The organism is Nostoc sp. FACHB-280 (assembly GCF_014697615.1).
Classification (GTDB): Bacteria; Cyanobacteriota; Cyanobacteriia; order Cyanobacteriales; family Nostocaceae; genus Nostoc_B.
In genome coordinates, this window is record NZ_JACJSD010000066.1 from 13,534 (window position 1) to 31,531 (window position 17,998).

5 protein-coding genes are annotated in these 17,998 nt (G+C 40.2%); all 5 read left to right on the top strand.

All coding sequences use genetic code 11. From position 1 onward, the window contains the following. The 5 genes from H6G75_RS29890 to H6G75_RS29910 all read left to right on the top strand — a co-directional run bounded on the left by H6G75_RS29890 (window position 1) and on the right by H6G75_RS29910 (window position 17,751). Complete coding sequence (locus H6G75_RS29890) at window positions 1–12,540, top strand: non-ribosomal peptide synthetase (protein WP_190983530.1); 12,540 nt, start codon at window positions 1–3, stop codon at window positions 12,538–12,540. Window positions 12,541–12,713: 173 nt separating this feature from the next. Then, window positions 12,714–13,541 (top strand): hypothetical protein, encoded by an 828-nt coding sequence (locus tag H6G75_RS29895; protein WP_190983531.1) that lies wholly within the window; start codon window positions 12,714–12,716, stop codon window positions 13,539–13,541. A 116-nt stretch (window positions 13,542–13,657) separates the two neighbouring features. Continuing rightward, window positions 13,658–14,761 carry a zinc-binding dehydrogenase gene (locus tag H6G75_RS29900; RefSeq protein WP_190983532.1) on the top strand — a complete coding sequence of 368 codons (1,104 nt, stop codon included), beginning with the start codon at window positions 13,658–13,660 and terminating at the stop codon, window positions 14,759–14,761. A gap of 90 nt (window positions 14,762–14,851) precedes the next feature. Next, window positions 14,852–15,673 carry a pyrroline-5-carboxylate reductase gene (gene proC / locus H6G75_RS29905; RefSeq protein ID WP_190983533.1) on the top strand — a complete coding sequence of 274 codons (822 nt, stop codon included), beginning with the start codon at window positions 14,852–14,854 and terminating at the stop codon, window positions 15,671–15,673. Window positions 15,674–15,747: 74 nt separating this feature from the next. Continuing rightward, complete coding sequence (locus tag H6G75_RS29910) at window positions 15,748–17,751, top strand: ABC transporter ATP-binding protein/permease (RefSeq protein WP_190983534.1); 2,004 nt, start codon at window positions 15,748–15,750, stop codon at window positions 17,749–17,751. Window positions 17,752–17,998 lie beyond the last annotated feature (247 nt).

Here is a 17,998-nt window from a genome sequence, read left to right on the forward strand (position 1 = left end):
ATGACTATATTTGAATTTTTATCCTTACTCAATAGTTTAGATATCAAAATTTGGCTGGAGGATGATCAGCTACGCTATCGCGCTCCTAAAGGAGCAATGACAGACGATATCAAGCAGCAAATCAAAGCACAGAAAACAGAAATCATCGCCTTTCTGAAGGAAGCGCAAACAGCTACACAATTAACTTCTTTATCTTTAGTTCCTGTTTCCAGAGATAAAGATTTACCTTTATCTTTTGCCCAGCAGAGAATGTGGTTTCTGTCTCAATTAGATGAAGAAAGCACATTTTATAACGAAAGTTTTCAACTGCGAATTGTTGGTAAAATTTCTGTAACTACCTTAGAACAGAGTATTAACGAAATTATCCGCCGTCATGAAGCTTTAAGAACTAATTTTCCTACGATAGAAGGTGTCCCCTTTCAGGTTATTAGACCTAATTTAACTATCAGCATCCCTGTGATAGATGTGCAGGAATTCACGGAAACGGCTGTACAACAGATTATCACTCAGGAGATTAGTCAATCCTTTGACCTAGGCACAGATCCCCTAGTGCGAGCGATTCTACTACAGCAAGCACCAGAATCCCATCTGTTGATCTTAACTATGCACCACATCATTATGGATGGTTGGTCAATGGGGGTATTCTTAAAAGAATTACAAGCACTTTATTCAGCTTTTACTCAAGGAAAACCAAATCTTTTACCAGAGTTAACAATACAATACGCTGATTTTGCTTTGTGGCAACGTGAATGGTTAACTCAAGAAATTCAAGATAAGCAACTGGAATACTGGAAACAACATTTAGCTGGCGCACCACCCTTGTTGGAGTTACCAACAGATTATCCTCGCCCTCCAGTACAAACTTTTGCTGGTGCTACCACAGAATTTCACATCGACGCACATTTAACCTCTCAACTTGTCACCCTCAGCCAACAGTCTGGAGTGACTTTGTTTATGACTCTGCTAACGGCTTTTGCTGTTTTACTGCATCGTTACAGTGGTCAAGATGATATCTGCATTGGTTCACCTTTTGCTAACCGCGATCGCCGCGAAGTAGAACCATTAATTGGCTTTTTTGTCAATACATTGGTGCTGCGTACCCATATTGCAGATAATCCTAGTTTCTCCCAGTTACTCGAACAAGTCCGCTCTGTTGTCTGGGATGCCCATGCAAACCAGGAAATACCATTTGAGCAGGTGGTAGAAGCACTACAGCCAGAACGCTCTCTTGGCTACAACCCCCTATTTCAGGTGTCGTTTGTTCTCGAAAATTTCTCTCTCGATACTTTAGAGTTACCTGGCGTTAATCTGACTCCAGAGATGGTAGAGCGGGGTACATCTAAGTTTGATTTGAGCCTGTCGATATGGCAGACTCAAAAGGGATTAATTGGGTCTTGGGAATATAACAGCGATATTTTTGCTGCCGATACCATTGCGAGGATGATAAGTCATTTCCAGACTTTGTTAGCAGCAATAGTGAAAGACCCTCATCAGAGAGTTGGGGAATTACCTTTACTTACCCCCTCAGAACAGCATCAATTGTTAGTTGAGTGGAATAATACCCAAGCTGATTATCCTTTTGATCAGTGCATTCATCAGTTATTTGAAGAGCAAGTTGAGAAAACACCGGATGCTGTGGCTGTGGTGTTTGAAAATCAACAACTTACTTATCAACAATTGAACTGTCGAGCTAATCAGTTGGCTCATTACTTGCGGTCATTGGGTGTAAAACCAGATACGCTAGTCGGGATTTGTGTAGAGCGTTCCTTAGATATGATTGTGGGATTATTGGGGATTCTCAAAGCGGGTGGGGCTTATGTACCACTTGACCCTGATTATCCTGCTGAACGCTTAAGTTTTATGCTCGTAGACACTCAGATAAAAGTGCTTTTAACTCAAGAGAAATTACGAGAGTCTCTTCCTGGACATCAAGCACGTGTCGTTTACTTAGACACCGACTGGAATAGTATATCCCTGAAAAATCAGGATAATCTCAATATCACAGTCAGTGCAGAAAGTTTAGCCTATGTAATTTATACCTCTGGTTCTACAGGCATACCCAAGGGAGTTACCGTCACTCATCAGTCCGTAAATCGGCTCGTTTTAAACACTAACTATATCCAATTAACACCTAATGACCGTGTTGCACAAGCCGCAAATATTGCTTTTGATGCAGCCACCTTTGAAATTTGGGGAGCATTGCTACACGGATCTGTGCTAGTTATTATCACTAAATCCATATTGTTGATTCCAGAAGAATTTGCCGTCAATATTCATTCACATAAAGTTAGTGTCTTATTCTTAACTACAGCCTTATTCAATCAATTAGCTAGTCTTGTCCCACAAGCATTTAGTTCTTTAAAATATTTACTATTTGGTGGGGAAGCAGTCGATCCCAGATGGGTGCAGAAAGTCTTAGAAAAAGGAGCGCCTCGATACTTGCTCCATGTTTATGGCCCAACGGAAAATACTACTTTTTCTTCTTGGTACTTAGTAGAGGATTTAACGGCCACAGCCACAACTATTCCCATCGGTCGACCAATTGCAAATACGCAAATTTATATCCTTGACCGACATTTACAACCAGTACCCATTGGTGTACCAGGAGAATTGTACCTTGGTGGTGTCGGACTAGCGCGGGGCTATCTCAACCGTCCTGAATTGACTAACGAGAGATTTATCGCCAACCCCTTTGATAATTCAAAATTGTATAAAACTGGTGATTTAGCACGTTATTTACCAAACGGTAATATTGAATACATAGCGCGTATTGATAACCAAGTAAAAATTCGGGGCTTCCGCATTGAGTTGCCAGAAATTGAAACCGTCCTCAGCCAATATTCTGAAATTAAATCAGTTGTTGCGATCGCCCGTGAAGATAGCCCTGGTAAGAAACGTCTAGTCGCCTACGTTGTGCCAGATCAAGACTCTAAACCCATAGCCCAAGAACTGCGTAACTTCCTGAAAACCAAACTGCCAGAGTACATGATACCAAGTGCGTTTGTAATCTTAGAGTCCTTACCCCTGACACCTAACGGCAAAGTAGACCGCCGCGCCCTACCAGAACCAAACTTAGAAAGCACACTGCTAGAAAAGTACGTCGCTCCTGCCACTCCCACTGAAGAAATATTGGCACAAATTTGGGCGCAAGTGCTGAGAGTAGAGCAAGTAGGCATACATGATAACTTCTTTGAACTTGGCGGAGATTCTATTCTCAGCATTCAAATTATTGCTAGAGCAAATCAGCTAGGAATTACACTCAGTCCCAAACATCTGTTTATGTATCAGACAATATCTGATTTAGCAGCCGTTACTGGGACAACTAAAGCAATTGTGGTAGAACAAGGTTTAGTGACAGGAGCAGCACCACTGATACCAATTCAACATTGGTTCTTTGAGCAAAATCTTTCCCAGCCGCACCACTTCAATCAAGCATTTCTGCTCTCAGTACCATCTGACCTCAAGTCGGAGCTATTAAAGCAAATATTCCAGCAATTACTTATACATCACGATGCTTTGCGCTTACGTTTTACACAATCTGACTCTACTTGGCAGCAGATTTACTCTACTCCCAATGATAGCGTTGCTTTCTCTCATATAGACTTATCGACAATTCCAGAAAGCGAGCAACAAGCTGCTATTGAAGCTAAGGCGACTTTGTTGCAGGGAAGTTTAAATCTTTCAGAAAATCTAGTGGAAGTCGCCTTTTTCTATCTGGGTGTTGACAACAGAGCGCGATTACTCATCATTATCCACCACCTAGCCATTGATGGTGTTTCTTGGCGGATTTTATTAGAAGATTTACAAACAGCTTATCAGCAACTTGCTCAAGGTAAAGTCATTACATTTCCCGCTAAAACAACTTCTTTTAAAGATTGGTCTTTTAAATTAACCGAATATGCACAATCACAAGCCCTCAAATCGGAAGTGGCTTATTGGTTGAATGAACCTCGCGCCGCAGTTCCACCCCTACCTGTGGACTATATAAAAGGGGCAAACACTGTTGCAGCAGCTAACACAGTATTATTGTCTTTAAGTGAGGCGGAAACTCGCGCGTTACTGCAAGATGTACCAAAAGCGTACAACACACAAATTAACGATGTCCTACTGACTGCCCTAGCGTTGGTTTTGAGCAGATGGACTAACTCTCAGAGTGTGCTGTTTAACTTAGAAGGTCATGGGCGAGAAGATATTGTTGATGGTGTGGATTTATCACGTACCATCGGTTGGTTTACAACTATCTTCCCTGTAGTTATAAAACTCCCAGCCACAGACAATCCAGCAGATGCCTTAAAGTCTGTCAAAGAGCAACTGCGGGTTATTCCCAATAAAGGAATCAGCTATGGCTTATTGCGCTATCTGAGTCAAGATACAGAAATTGCTAACCAACTACAGGCATTACCGCAAGCCCAAATCAGTTTCAATTATCTAGGTCAATTCGATCAACTGTTCAATACATCTTCTTGGATACAGCCAGCAAATGAGTCTGCCGGACACATCCACGGTTTGCAAAATAACCGCACTCATCTCCTAGAAATTAATAGCATTATTACTGGAGAACAGTTGTACATAGAGTGGACTTACAACACAAATTTCCACCAGCAAGCCACAATCGAAAGTCTGGCGCAAGAACTTGTCAACACATTACAAGGACTGATTGCTCATTGTTCATCACCTGAAAGTGAAGGCTATACACCTTCAGATTTTGAGTTAGTCAAGCTCAATCAATTACAATTAGACCAACTGTTGGTAAGTTTGGGCAAAACTAACTTCAGAAATATTGAAGATATTTACCCGCTCTCTGCGATGCAAGAGGGTATACTCTTTGAAAGTTTGTATGCTCCAGACACAGGAGTATATTTTGAGCAGTTAAGTTTCGCTTTAAAAGGTGAGTTGAACTTAGCAGCTTTTGAGCAAGCTTGGCAGCAAGTGGTAGCACGGCATTCAATTTTGCGGACTGCTTTTGTTTGGGACAATGAGCAACAGCCACTGCAAGCAGTGTATCGGCAGGTGGATATTAACCTCAACAAGCATGATTGGCAGCAGCTATCTGCACAAGAGCAGCAACAAGAATTGAAGCTTTTCTTACAGTCGCAGCGACAACAAGGTTTCCAACTGTCTGTTGCACCACTGATGTACCTAGACCTCATTCAATTGAGTAAGGATAACGTTCAATTTATTTGGAGTTTTCATCACATATTGTTTGACGGCTGGTCGTTATCTTTGATTATCAAAGACCTTTTGTATTTTTACCAAGCAATTTCTCAAGGTGAAACTAAGACACTTCAACCAGCCCAAAACTACCGCAAATATATTGCTTGGCTACAGCAACAAGATTTAGCCAAAGCTAAAGAATTTTGGCATCAAAAACTCCAAGGTTTTACTGCACCGACTCCTTTAATAATTGATAAACCATCGTCAAACCGCAAACAGTTAGATTCTAGTTACAACGAACAAAAAATCCAACTGACACCAGAAGCGACAACTGCTCTACAGAATTTTGCACGAAAGCATCAACTGACGATGAATAATTTAGTGCAAGGAACTTGGGCATTACTACTGTGTTACTACAGTCAAGAAACAGATGTAGTTTTTGGTGCTACTGTTTCCGGTCGTCCGCCATCTTTGATTGATGTAGAGTCGATGGTAGGACTATTTATCAACACTTTGCCTGTGCGAGTTGAGGTTGCAGCCGAGACGGAAGTATTGGCTTTGTTGAAAGATTTGCAGATGCAGCAAGTCGAATCTGAGGAATACTCATATAGCTCATTGGTAGATATTCAAGGTTTGAGTGATGTTCCTAAAGGAACGCCTTTATTTGAGAGCCTTGTTGTCTTCGAGAATTATCCAGTTGATGAGGCAACCCAGGAAAACAATTATGGTTTCTCGATAGGGAATATTCAGGCTATTGAGCAAACGAATTATCCTCTAACAGTGATTGTGATTCCTGGTAAGCAATTGCTAGTGAGGATTAGTTATGATACTAGCCGATTTGATGATGCTGCGATCGCTCGTTTGTTAGGACATTTCCAAACACTGCTCACAAGCATTGTTGCTAACCCCAAAGCACAGATTTCTCAACTATCACTGCTAACTGAAGTTGAGCAACAGCAGTTAGTTGATTGGAATGATACTTTTATAGACTATCCCCATAAGTGTATCCATAAGTTATTTGAGGAGCAGGTAGAGCGGACACCAAACGCTATAGCTGTGGAGTGTGGCAATCAACAACTAACCTACTATGAATTAAATAACCGTGCTAACCAGTTAGCGCATTACCTCCAGTCTTTGGGCGTGAAACCCGATGCTTTGGTGGGTATTTGCGTTGAGCGTTCTTTAGAAATGGTTGTGGGACTTTTGGGTATTCTCAAAGCTGGTGGTGCATATCTGCCACTTGACCCAGAATATCCGACTGAGCGTTTGGCTTTCATGTTAGAAGATACCCAAGTGTCTGTATTGTTAACCCAGCAGTCACTCCTCAACAGACTACCCCAGCAGGAAAAAGCAGAGGGGCAGGGAGCAGAGGGCAGTGGGGGAAAGGTAACTATAAGGGATGGGGCTTCAATTAAAGGGGAAGATGAGGTTTTGAGTTCCCCTGCTTCTTATCAGCCAAAAATTGTCTGTTTAGATACTAACGCTCAAGTAATTTCTCAATTTAGTCAAGAAAATCCCATCTCTGCGGTACAAACCCATAATTTAGTTTATGTAATATATACCTCTGGTTCCACAGGTAAACCCAAGGGTGTAGCCATGAATCATTTACCCTTGTGTAATCTAATTCTGTGGCAACTGGAAAATACAACAGTTGCTCAGGGTGCAAAAACTCTACAATTTGCGCCTATTAGCTTTGATGTCTCCTTCCAAGAAATCTTCTCTACTTGGTGTTCTGGCGGTAGATTAGTGTTAATTACAGATGAATTACGCCAGGATGCCTTGGCTTTATTAGGTTTTCTGGAAGAAAAAGCTGTTGCTAGATTGTTTGTTCCCTTTGTTGCCTTACAACAACTAGCGGAAGTAGCGGTTGATAGTGAATTGTTTGCAACTCACCTCAAAGAAATCATTACAGCTGGTGAACAGTTGCAAATTACTCCGGCGATTTCTCAATGGTTTAGCAAATTGAATGATTGTACTCTGCACAATCATTATGGGCCATCAGAAAGTCATGCAGTCACATCTTTTACACTGTCAAAATCAGTGGATACTTGGCCGCTACTGCCTCCCATTGGCAAGGCGATCTCTAATACACAGATTCATATTTTAGACAAGCACTTACAGCCTGTACCCGTTGGTGTGCCTGGAGAGTTGTACATTGGCGGTGTCACTTTGGCTAGAGGCTACTTTAACCGCCCAGACTTAACACAGGAAAGATTCATCAATAATCCTTTTAGTGCTGGTCGCCTCTACAAAACTGGAGACTTAACTCGCTATTTACCAGATGGCAATATTGAATACTTAGGACGCATTGACAATCAAGTAAAAATACGTGGTTTCCGCATTGAGTTAGGTGAGGTGGAAGCAGCACTGAGTCAGTTTGAGGGTGTAGAAGGGTGTTGTGTCATTGCCCGTGAAGATACCCCTGGCGATAAACGCTTAGTTGCTTATGTAGTCGCACATCAGGATTACACACCCACAGTTGCTGAACTGCGGCAGTTTCTGAAAGCACAACTGCCAGAGTATATGGTTCCCAGTGCTTTTATGATCATGGAGTCCTTACCACTAACTCCCAGTGGTAAAGTAGACCGTCGTGGATTACCCGCACCAGCCCAAAACACTACTTCTAATACATATCTTGCCCCACGTACCCCAATAGAAGAACTGCTCACACAAATTTGGGTGCAAGTGCTGAAAGTAGAGCCAGTGGGTATTGATGATAACTTCTTTGAATTGGGGGGACACTCGCTACTAGCCACACAATTAGTTTCACGCATCCGCAACATTTTCAAAGTAGAACTACCATTGTATGAGTTGTTTACTGCCCCTACAGTTGGTGAGTTAGCGCATATCATTGGGCAGTTGCAACAAGAAAAGTTAGAAATCTCTGCACCGCCTATTTTACCAAGAGCAAAAAATTCAGACTTACCAATGTCTTTTGCTCAACAGCGTTTGTGGTTCTTAGACCAATTTGATCACAACAGTGTCTTATACAACATACCCACCGCTTTACGTTTGGTAGGGCATTTGCAAATTACGGCATTAGAACAAAGTTTACAAGCAATTATTCATCGCCACGAAGCTTTACGTACTAATTTCATCACCTTTGATGGAAAAACAATTCAAGTTATTAGGGAACAGGTAACAGGAAGCAGGGAGCAGGGAGCAGGGAGCAGGGAGCAAGAAATAGAAAATATCAAACAGGGAATAGTATCAATTGTTGATTTACAGCATTTAGCCAGAACAGAACAGGAAATAGCTGTACAACAATTAGCGCAACAACAGCTAGTTGAGCCATTTGACTTGGTAAGACAAGCGTTAATTAGAGTGAAGCTAGTCTTACTGAACAAGACAGAGCAAGTATTGTTAGTGTGTATGCACCACATTGTTTCTGATGGTTGGTCAATGGGTGTGTTTGTATCTGAACTCACACAACTATATAATGCTTATTCTCAAGGTCAGCCCTCACCTTTACCGCCTTTATCAATTCAGTATGCAGATTTTGCGATTTGGCAAAGACAATGGTTGCAAGGGGAGGTGGTACAAAGTCAACTATCGTACTGGGAACAGCAACTTAAAGATGCACCAACTGTATTATCATTACCCACTGACCGACCCAGACCTGCTGTACAAACTGTAGTTGGCGCACATCAAGATTTTGTCTTGTCAGTTGAGTTAACTGATAAATTGGTGAAACTGAGTCAGCAGCAAGGTGTCACCTTATTTATGACCTTGTTGGCTGCTTATGACACCTTGCTTTATCGCTACACCGGACAGTCAGATATTTTGGTCGGTTCACCCATTGCTAACCGCGATCGCACTGAAATAGAAGGGTTAATTGGCTTTTTTGTCAATACATTGGTGATGCGTACTAATTTGGCAGGTAATCCGCGTTTTAGTGAATTGCTGACTCGTGTGAGAGAAATGGCTCTCGGAGCTTATGCTCATCAACATTTGCCTTTTGAAATGTTGGTGGAAGCATTGCAACCAGAACGGGATTTAGCTCATACGCCACTATTCCAAGTAATGTTTATCCTGCAAAATTCCTCTGTGTCTGAGTTGGAATTAAGTGGGTTAACTGTTAGTTCACTACCAATCAAAGGTGTCACCGCAGCATTTGATCTTACCTTATCCATGCAGAACACTGCTAACGGACTGGTGGGAGTATGGGAATACAACACTGATTTGTTTGACCACAGCACCATCGAGCGGATGATTGGTCATTTTGTGACTTTGCTGGAAGCAGTGGTGAATAATCCCCAAGAGCGTATTGACCAACTGCCAATATTAACAACAGTTGAACAACAGCAGTTACTGGTTGAGTGGAATGACACTCAGGCTGATTATCCTGTAGGGAAATGTCTCCATCAATTATTTGAACAACAGGCAGAACTGACACCAGATGCAGTTGCAGTGGTGTTTGATGATCAACAACTAACTTATCAACAGTTAAACATCCAAGCGAATCAATTAGCGCATTATCTACAATCTTTGGGTGTTGATTCAGAGGAGTTGGTAGGGATTTATTTAGAGCGTTCCCTATCCATGACTGTGGCATTGTTAGCTGTCCTCAAAGCTGGTGGCGGTTACGTTCCCCTAGACATTGATTATCCCCAGCAGCGATTAACTTACATATCGGAAGATTCCGAAATTTCTGTATTGATTACACAGGAAACTTTACTTAATTCCTTGCCAGTTGCAGGGGTGAAAGTGATTGCTTTAGATAAAGAATGTGAGGTACTCAATTCCCAAAGTCCAGGAAATCCGGTCAGTAACGTAGCACCAGAAAACTTGGCTTGTGTGTTGTACACTTCTGGTTCTACCGGCAGACCCAAAGGCGTAATGTTGACTCATACAGCCTTGGTAAATCATTGTAGTGCCATTAGTGAAGCCTTTGGACTGACGAGTAGCGATCGCGTTTTACAATTTGCGGCTTTCGGCTTTGATGTCGCAGTCGAAGAAATCTTCCCCACTTGGTTTAAAGGCGGAACAGTCGTATTAAGACCAGCGCAATTATTTTCTTCCTTTGCCAGTTTTTCCCAGTTTATCGAACAACAACAGCTGAGTGTCTTGACTCTGACTCCAGCCTATTGGCATGAATGGATGATAGCAGTATCTCAATCCTATGCCACTGTGCCGCAAAGTCTACGTTTATTAACTGTGGGCGGGGATACAGTTTTACCAGAAACAGTAGCTATGTGGCAGCAATTTGTAGGCGATAGAATAACTTGCCTCAATGCTTACGGCCCTACCGAAGCATCAGTTACAGCCGTAGTTTATGATGTGCAGAATTTCTCTGAAAAAACTAATACAGTCCCCATTGGTCGTCCTGTTGCCAATACTGAAATCTACATCCTGGACTACAATCTCCAACCAGTACCAATTGGAGTTAAAGGTGAATTGTACATTGGTGGTGTGCGGTTAGCACAGGGTTATCTCAACCTTCCAGAATTGACACAAGAAAAATTTATTCCTCACCCGTTTAAAGATAAAAAATCCCATCGTCTCTATAAAACTGGAGATTTAGCACGTTATTTACCTGACGGTAACATCGAGTTTATCGGGCGCATTGATGATGTGGTGAAAATTCGAGGTTTTCGTGTTGCACTTGGAGAAATTGAAAGTCTCTTAGTTCAACATCCTGATGTCATCGCCCAGGTGGTAATGCTAAGAGAAGACCAACCAGGCCACAAGCAGTTAGTTGCCTATATTGTCTCTAGTAACCCATCCTTAGACCAAAATGACTTACAAAGCTTCTTGAAACAAAAGTTACCCAGCTATATGGTGCCAACAACTTTTGTGATGTTGGCAGCTTTGCCAATGAATGCTAATGGAAAAGTTGACCGTCGCGCCCTACCCTCACCACAACAAGACATTAACTTAACCAACATTGTTTTACCCCATACTCCAACACAAAAACTGATAGCAGATATTTGGAGCAGTGTTTTAGGAATAACACAGTTAGGCATTCACAATAACTTTTTTGATCTGGGGGGAAATTCTTTACGTGCTATTCAAGTGATGTCTCGATTAAGAGAGGCTTTGCAAATAGAGTTACCCCTCCGTTATCTGTTTGAAAATCCAACAGTGGCAGAACTCGCGGACGGCTTAGTAGAGAGTTTGTATACAACTTCTTTACCAACAAACAAGACCGATAGCATTACTACCACTAACCTCGATTTAAAAGCAGAAGCCGTCTTAGAACCCAGCATTTATATCCGTAGAGATGTTACATATAAGTACAATGACCAGCCCAAGCGAATCTTTTTAACGGGAGTGACGGGTTTTCTAGGTAGTCATTTACTGTATGAACTCCTGCAACAAACCCAGGCTGATATTTATTGTTTGATTCGTGCTACTGATGTTAAACAAGCACAACAAAAGCTACAAAATCAACTCAAATTCTACAAACTCTGGTCAGGAGTTGATAGGGAACGCATTATTCCTGTGGTTGGAGATTTGGGAAAAAACTATTTAGGTCTTTCCATATCAGAATTTCAACAGTTAGCTAGTCAGATAGATGTCATCTATCACTGCGGTGCGTGGATTAATGTTATTTATCCTTACTCTGTTTTAAAACCTGCTAATGTCTTGGGGACTCAAGAAATTATTCGGTTAGCCAGCGAAATCAAGGTCAAACCCTTACACTTTATCTCCACAACATCTGTTTTATCAGCATCATCTCCCAATGAGGATAAATTAATTCTTGAATCAGATTCTCTGGAGCAATATCAAACCCTAGAAAATGGCTATATCCAAAGCAAGTGGGTAGCAGAGAAATTAGTCATGCAAGCTCGTAATTTAGGACTTCCTGTAGCTATTTATCGAGCATCAAGAATCACAGGACATAGCCAAACTGGAATTAGTAACACAGATGATTTATTTTGCAGACTAGTGAAAGGTTGTTTACAAATGAAAATAGCTCCCGATATTCACCTAGAAGATAACTTAACTCCTGTAGACTATGTCAGCAAGATAATTGTGCATCTGTCACATCAACAAGAGTCTCTTGGAAAAGCTTTTCATTTAGTTAACCCTGACTCTACTCCGCTCAAGAACTTGTTTAACTTAATTCGCTCTTTAGGATACCCTTTACAACTAATTCCTGTAGAGCAATGGCACTCGGAAATTTCACACTATCGTAATATTTCTGATCCAGATAACTTAAAATTTTTGTCTCAAATTATTCCCAAAACAACAATAGAAAATTACCAAGAACAACAAATCGACTATCAAAACACCATGAATGGGCTAGTAAATACTAATATCATGTATCCTGTCTTAGACCAAAATTTACTAAAGACTTACATTTCCTATTTCATAAGTAGCGGTTTTATAGATGACCAATTACTAACAGAACAAATGGCACTTGGTAATAAGGGCAACTAACCATATCAACTCTGTAGTTTGATAAAAATGTCGATGCGATCGCCTGTACTGAAAATTACAGATGATGGCATATAAGCCCGAATCAGCTTGGATTATGCTATCCAATTAGGCTTAATTGCCTTTGACCAATTGGATAGCTTTTATTAAATTTGCAAATTATTAGGAAATAGAAAATGATTACTTCTAATCAGATTAAAAATAAGATTTGGGAAAGTAAACAAGAGCATTCTCTAACGAAAGAATCATTAAAAATGCTGTGGGAAAACCGCATTCCCTTAATACGTATAAGAAATTTTGCCACTGTTGAAGAGTGTGATAATTTAGTTGCTCAGGCTCAATTATTTAACTTTGATTATTATCAAGATGTATATCCGAAAATTGAGCGGATTGGTATCACTGTATTTGAATATAACCACATTAGTAAAGCAGCCTATTTTCAAGCAGTAGAGCGCACATCCCAACTCAGAAACTCCATTATGGCAGCCTCGTTCAATCCCTTAGAACGGTTAATGGAGAAAATTCGTAATTGTACAGGTGCTACTGTGCGGATTGCTTCGGAACCCTTATATGGCAGTTATTATGCGGGATTGATTAGAAAAATAGAGCAGGGTACTCAACTACATATTGATTATGCTCCCTCAGAACAATCTGAATGGGAAGTTGGTACGGTAATTTATCAACTTTCTTGGAATTTATACTTGAAATTTTCTTCTAATAATCGTCTTGGGCTTGGCCAAAGTCAAGCAATTACGGGTAAAACTCGTATTTACGATCGCCAATGGGAACCAGGCAATGACCAATATAAACTAGACTCCTACGGCTATAGCGATACAGTGATTGCAGATGCAACAGATATGATTACCTTCGAGCCTTATGTGGGGGATGTATTCATTTTTAATACCCGTAATTTTCACACTGTTGAGCCAATGGATGGACAACGAGTAACTTTCACCTCTGCAATTGGTTTACTTCCTAATGGTGAAATTATTTTGTGGTCTTGATAGGAGGCAGGAGGCAGAATTTATTTAATTTTGATTTTTGACTTGATTTATTCCCTGTTCTCTGTGCCAACTATAAAATTTATTTTGCACGACTACTTACAGTGAGGAAATAATTTATGCCTTTAGCAGCTGTAATGAGCGCACCTAACCAACCAGTAGAGGTGCAACAACTACCAGACCCGATTTTGGAAAAGGGGGGAATCGTAATTGAAACCTTATATTCTGAGGTATGTGGCACTGATGTACATTTACTGCATGGACGTTTAGAGGGAGTACCTTATCCCATCATCCCTGGACATTTTTCTGTGGGTCGTGTGGTGGAAACAGGAGGGCAGGTACATGATGTTAATGGTAAATTAATTCGCCCTGGTGCGATCGCCACTTTTCTGGATGTTCATGAAACCTGTTACAACTGCTGGTATTGTCTAGTTGCTAAAGCATCCACTCGCTGTCCACAGCGCAAGGTTTATGGTGTCACCTACTCAGCCAACGATGGGTTATTAGGTGGCTGGTCTCAATTAATTTACCTCAAACCAGGAGTTAAGGTAATCACTTTACCTGAAGCAGTCTCACCAAAGCAATTTATTGCTGGGGGATGTGCTTTACCAACAGCACTACACGCTATAGACAGAGCGCAGATTCAAATTGGTGATACTGTGGTTGTTCAAGGGTCGGGGCCTGTGGGCTTGAGTGCAGCAATTCTCGCCTTGCTATCAGGTGCAGGTAAAGTGATTGTTATTGATAAATTTGAGAGTCGCTTAAAAGTTGCTCAATCTTTTGGAGTAGATGAAACCCTGGCAATTCAGGCCGATAATCCCCGACAACATATTGAACGGGTTTTGGAATTAACTAACGGACATGGTGCTGATGTCACTATCGAAGCCACAGGTGTACCCATCGCTGTTAAAGAAGGCTTGGCGATGACGAGAAATGGCGGTCGTTATGTGATTGTTGGACATTACACTAACACAGGTGAAATTCTCATTAATCCACACTTAGAAATTAATTTAAAACATATTGATATTCGCGGGACTTGGGGAATTGATTTTAGTCATTTTTACCGCATGATTGAATTACTAAAACGACATAGTGATTCTAGAAAAAATATTGCTTGGGAAAATCTGATTAGTCGTTCATACACACTAGGAGAAATTAATCAAGCATTAGCTGATGTAGAGTATGGCTCTGTATTGAAAGCTGTGATTCAGCCTAATTCTTAACAAAGCCTAAAGTCAGGGAAAATTTTCGACCAATTACCAATTACTAGTCTGAATAAGATAACTAACAACTTGGGTTAATCAAGAGAATATATGCTCACAGATTTACAAATTGCCTTTATCGGCGGTGGCACGATGGGCGAAATTATAATTAGTAGATTATTAGCAACAAAAACTGTTGATAACCCAAAGCTAATTATAGTTGGTGAACCACTTGCTACACGATGCCTTCATTTAGAAAAGAAATATGGTGTCAGCACTACAGGCTGCAATTTAGAGGCAATAAAAGGCGCATCCATTGTGATATTGGCAGTGAAACCGCAAGTTTTAGCTGCTGTGATGGCTACACTTAAAGATAAAATTTTACCTGAAGCTTTAGTAATTAGTATTGTGGCTGGAGCAAGTCTTCCATCTTTGTGCCAAGGGTTAAATCATGCTGCTGTAGTCCGTACCATGCCTAATCTGCCAGTGGAGGTTGGTCATGGAACTACGGTATGGAGCGCGTCGGCGAGTGTAACAGAAAAACAGCGATCGCTTACTCAAGTCATTTTACAAGCACTAGGTAAAGAATTTGCTACTCAAAGTGAACATTACCTGGATATGGCAACGGCGTTAAGTAGTGCGGGTACTGGGTTTTTGTTTCTATACATCGAAGCGATGATTGATGCTGGTGTTCAAATAGGTTTAACTCGCACACAAGCCCAAGAACTGACATTGCATACAATTGCTGGCAGTGTTGAACTGATGTTTCAAACTCATGAACATCCAGCCGTCTTACGCAACAAGGTAACTAGCCCTGGAGGAGTAACGGCTGCTGGTCTTTACGAGTTAGAAAAAGGCAGTCTACGAACTGTTATTGCTAATGCGGTGCTGACTGCTTTTAGCCGTACTCAACAGTTAAGTAATATGAGTTAAACCAGCAATTTTATTTAGTGTTATTTTGATAATTACTAAATTAAATTCTTAGAAACTTAATTTATTTTTCAAATATGCCGACCCAAGTTATTCAATCTCAAGTCTCAAAAAATTATTTTTCTGATTTTTCACAATTTTGGGAAAATGTCAAAGTTATTACTGAACCTTATTGGTATCCAACCAAAGAAGGGGGAAGAGCATTTTCAGACGTGATTCGCTCGTGGGGAATGCTCATTTTACTATTATTATTAATAATTTCCCTTGTAGCTATAAATGTATTTACTAACTTCATTAATCGCTATTTAGTTGATATTATTATTGTCGAAAAAAATGTTTCGAGGTTTTTTGATACTATATTACTTTACGGTGTAGCTCTGGTATTAGTAACTCTCTTGGTAGGGTTTGCTAAATTGCTCAGAAAACAAATTGCTCTTGATTGGTATCAATGGCTAAACGATCATACGCTATCAAAATATTTAAGCAATCAAGCCTATTATAAAATAAATTTTAAATCGAATATTGATAATCCAGATCAACGTATATCTCAAGAAATTGAACCTATCACCAGAAATGCTTTAAATTTTTCAGCTACCTTTCTAGAAAAAGTATTGGAATTAACTGCTCTTCTAATTATTCTTTGGTCAATCTCTCAACAAGTTGCAATTATTTTGTTTGTCTATACAGTTATAGGTAATTTGCTTGCTGGTTACTTGACTCAAGAATTAAATAAGCGTAATCAAGAAGAAATTCAATCAAAAGCAGAATACAATTATTGTTTGACTCACGTTCGCAATCATTCGGAATCAATAGCTTTTTTTCGAGGAGAAAAACAAGAATTAAATATTATTGGTCGCAGGTTTACTAATTTCATAAAAAACTATCAACAAAAAATTAATTGGGAAAGAAATATAGATATCTTTAATAGAGGATACCAGGCTGTAATTGAAATCTTTCCATTTTTAATACTTGGGCCTTTATATATTACCAATCAATTGGGATTTGGAGAAATTAGCCAAGCTTCTTTAACTGCTTATCTTTTTTCTAATTCCTTATCAGAGTTGATCAATGAGTTTGGCATTTCTGGACAGTTTTCTAGTTATATTGAGCGGTTAGCTGAGTTTACCAATGCTTTAGAACAAGTAGCTAAACAACAAGAAAATGTCACTACTATCAAAACGGTAGAAGAAAAACATCTCACTTTTGAAAATGTCACCTTACAAACCCCCAACTCTGAACAAGTGATTGTTGAGGATTTATCACTTTCTGTTCAGCCAGGAGAGGGTTTATTAATTGTAGGGCCTAGTGGTCGGGGAAAAAGCTCTTTATTGAGAGCGATCGCAGGTTTATGGAATGCCGGAACAGGTCGTTTAGTCCGACCTCCTCTAGAACAAGTCTTATTCTTACCCCAACGACCTTACATAATTTTAGGAACTCTGCGCGAACAGTTACTTTATCCTAATACCAATCTCCAATTGACCGATGCACAACTAAAAAATGTTTTACAAAAAGTTAACTTACACAATGTGCTGAATCGAGTCGAAGGCTTTGATACAGAAGTTCCTTGGGAGAATATATTATCGCTGGGAGAACAACAACGTCTAGCATTTGCACGACTATTAATTACTCATCCTAGCTTCACTATCTTAGATGAAGCGACGAGTGCTTTAGATTTAACTAACGAAGGGCATTTATATCAACAATTACAAGAGAACAAAACAACATTTATTAGTGTTGGACATCGAGAAAGTCTATTTCAATATCATCAGTGGGTTCTAGAATTATCGGAAAATTCTACTTGGCGGCTTTTAACTGTGGAGGATTATCAAAAGCAGAAACAAATCTTTGCTAATCCTCCTCAAGAAAATGTTCCCATCACCATCAATAACCTGCCCACAGAAACCAGTGTAATCACAAACACAATTGCTGGGTTTTCTCACAAAGAAATGCAGACATTAACAGACTATTCACTTGGCACAATTAGAAGCCGAGCCAGCCAAGGAAAATCTATCACTGGAAAAGACGGTGAGATTTATAGCTATAACAAAGACCCGAAAGTATTGAAATGGGTCAAGATTTAGCAAATACTCATAATTTTTGGGCGTACAGGTGTAAGGGTTTTAAATACATAGACCCCTATACCCTGCTTACTGAGTACACCCTTCCCCAAACCGTTGATGTTTCGTTTTTATGCGTAAGCCCTGAAGGGGTGACAGAGAAGTTATAAAGCAGACTGGATAAGAGTCATAGCCCGTAAACCTTGCTGAAAATAGGGTAGTTTATGGGGCTTGAGGCGCATCAATTCATCAGCTAAATCAGCCCAAAATT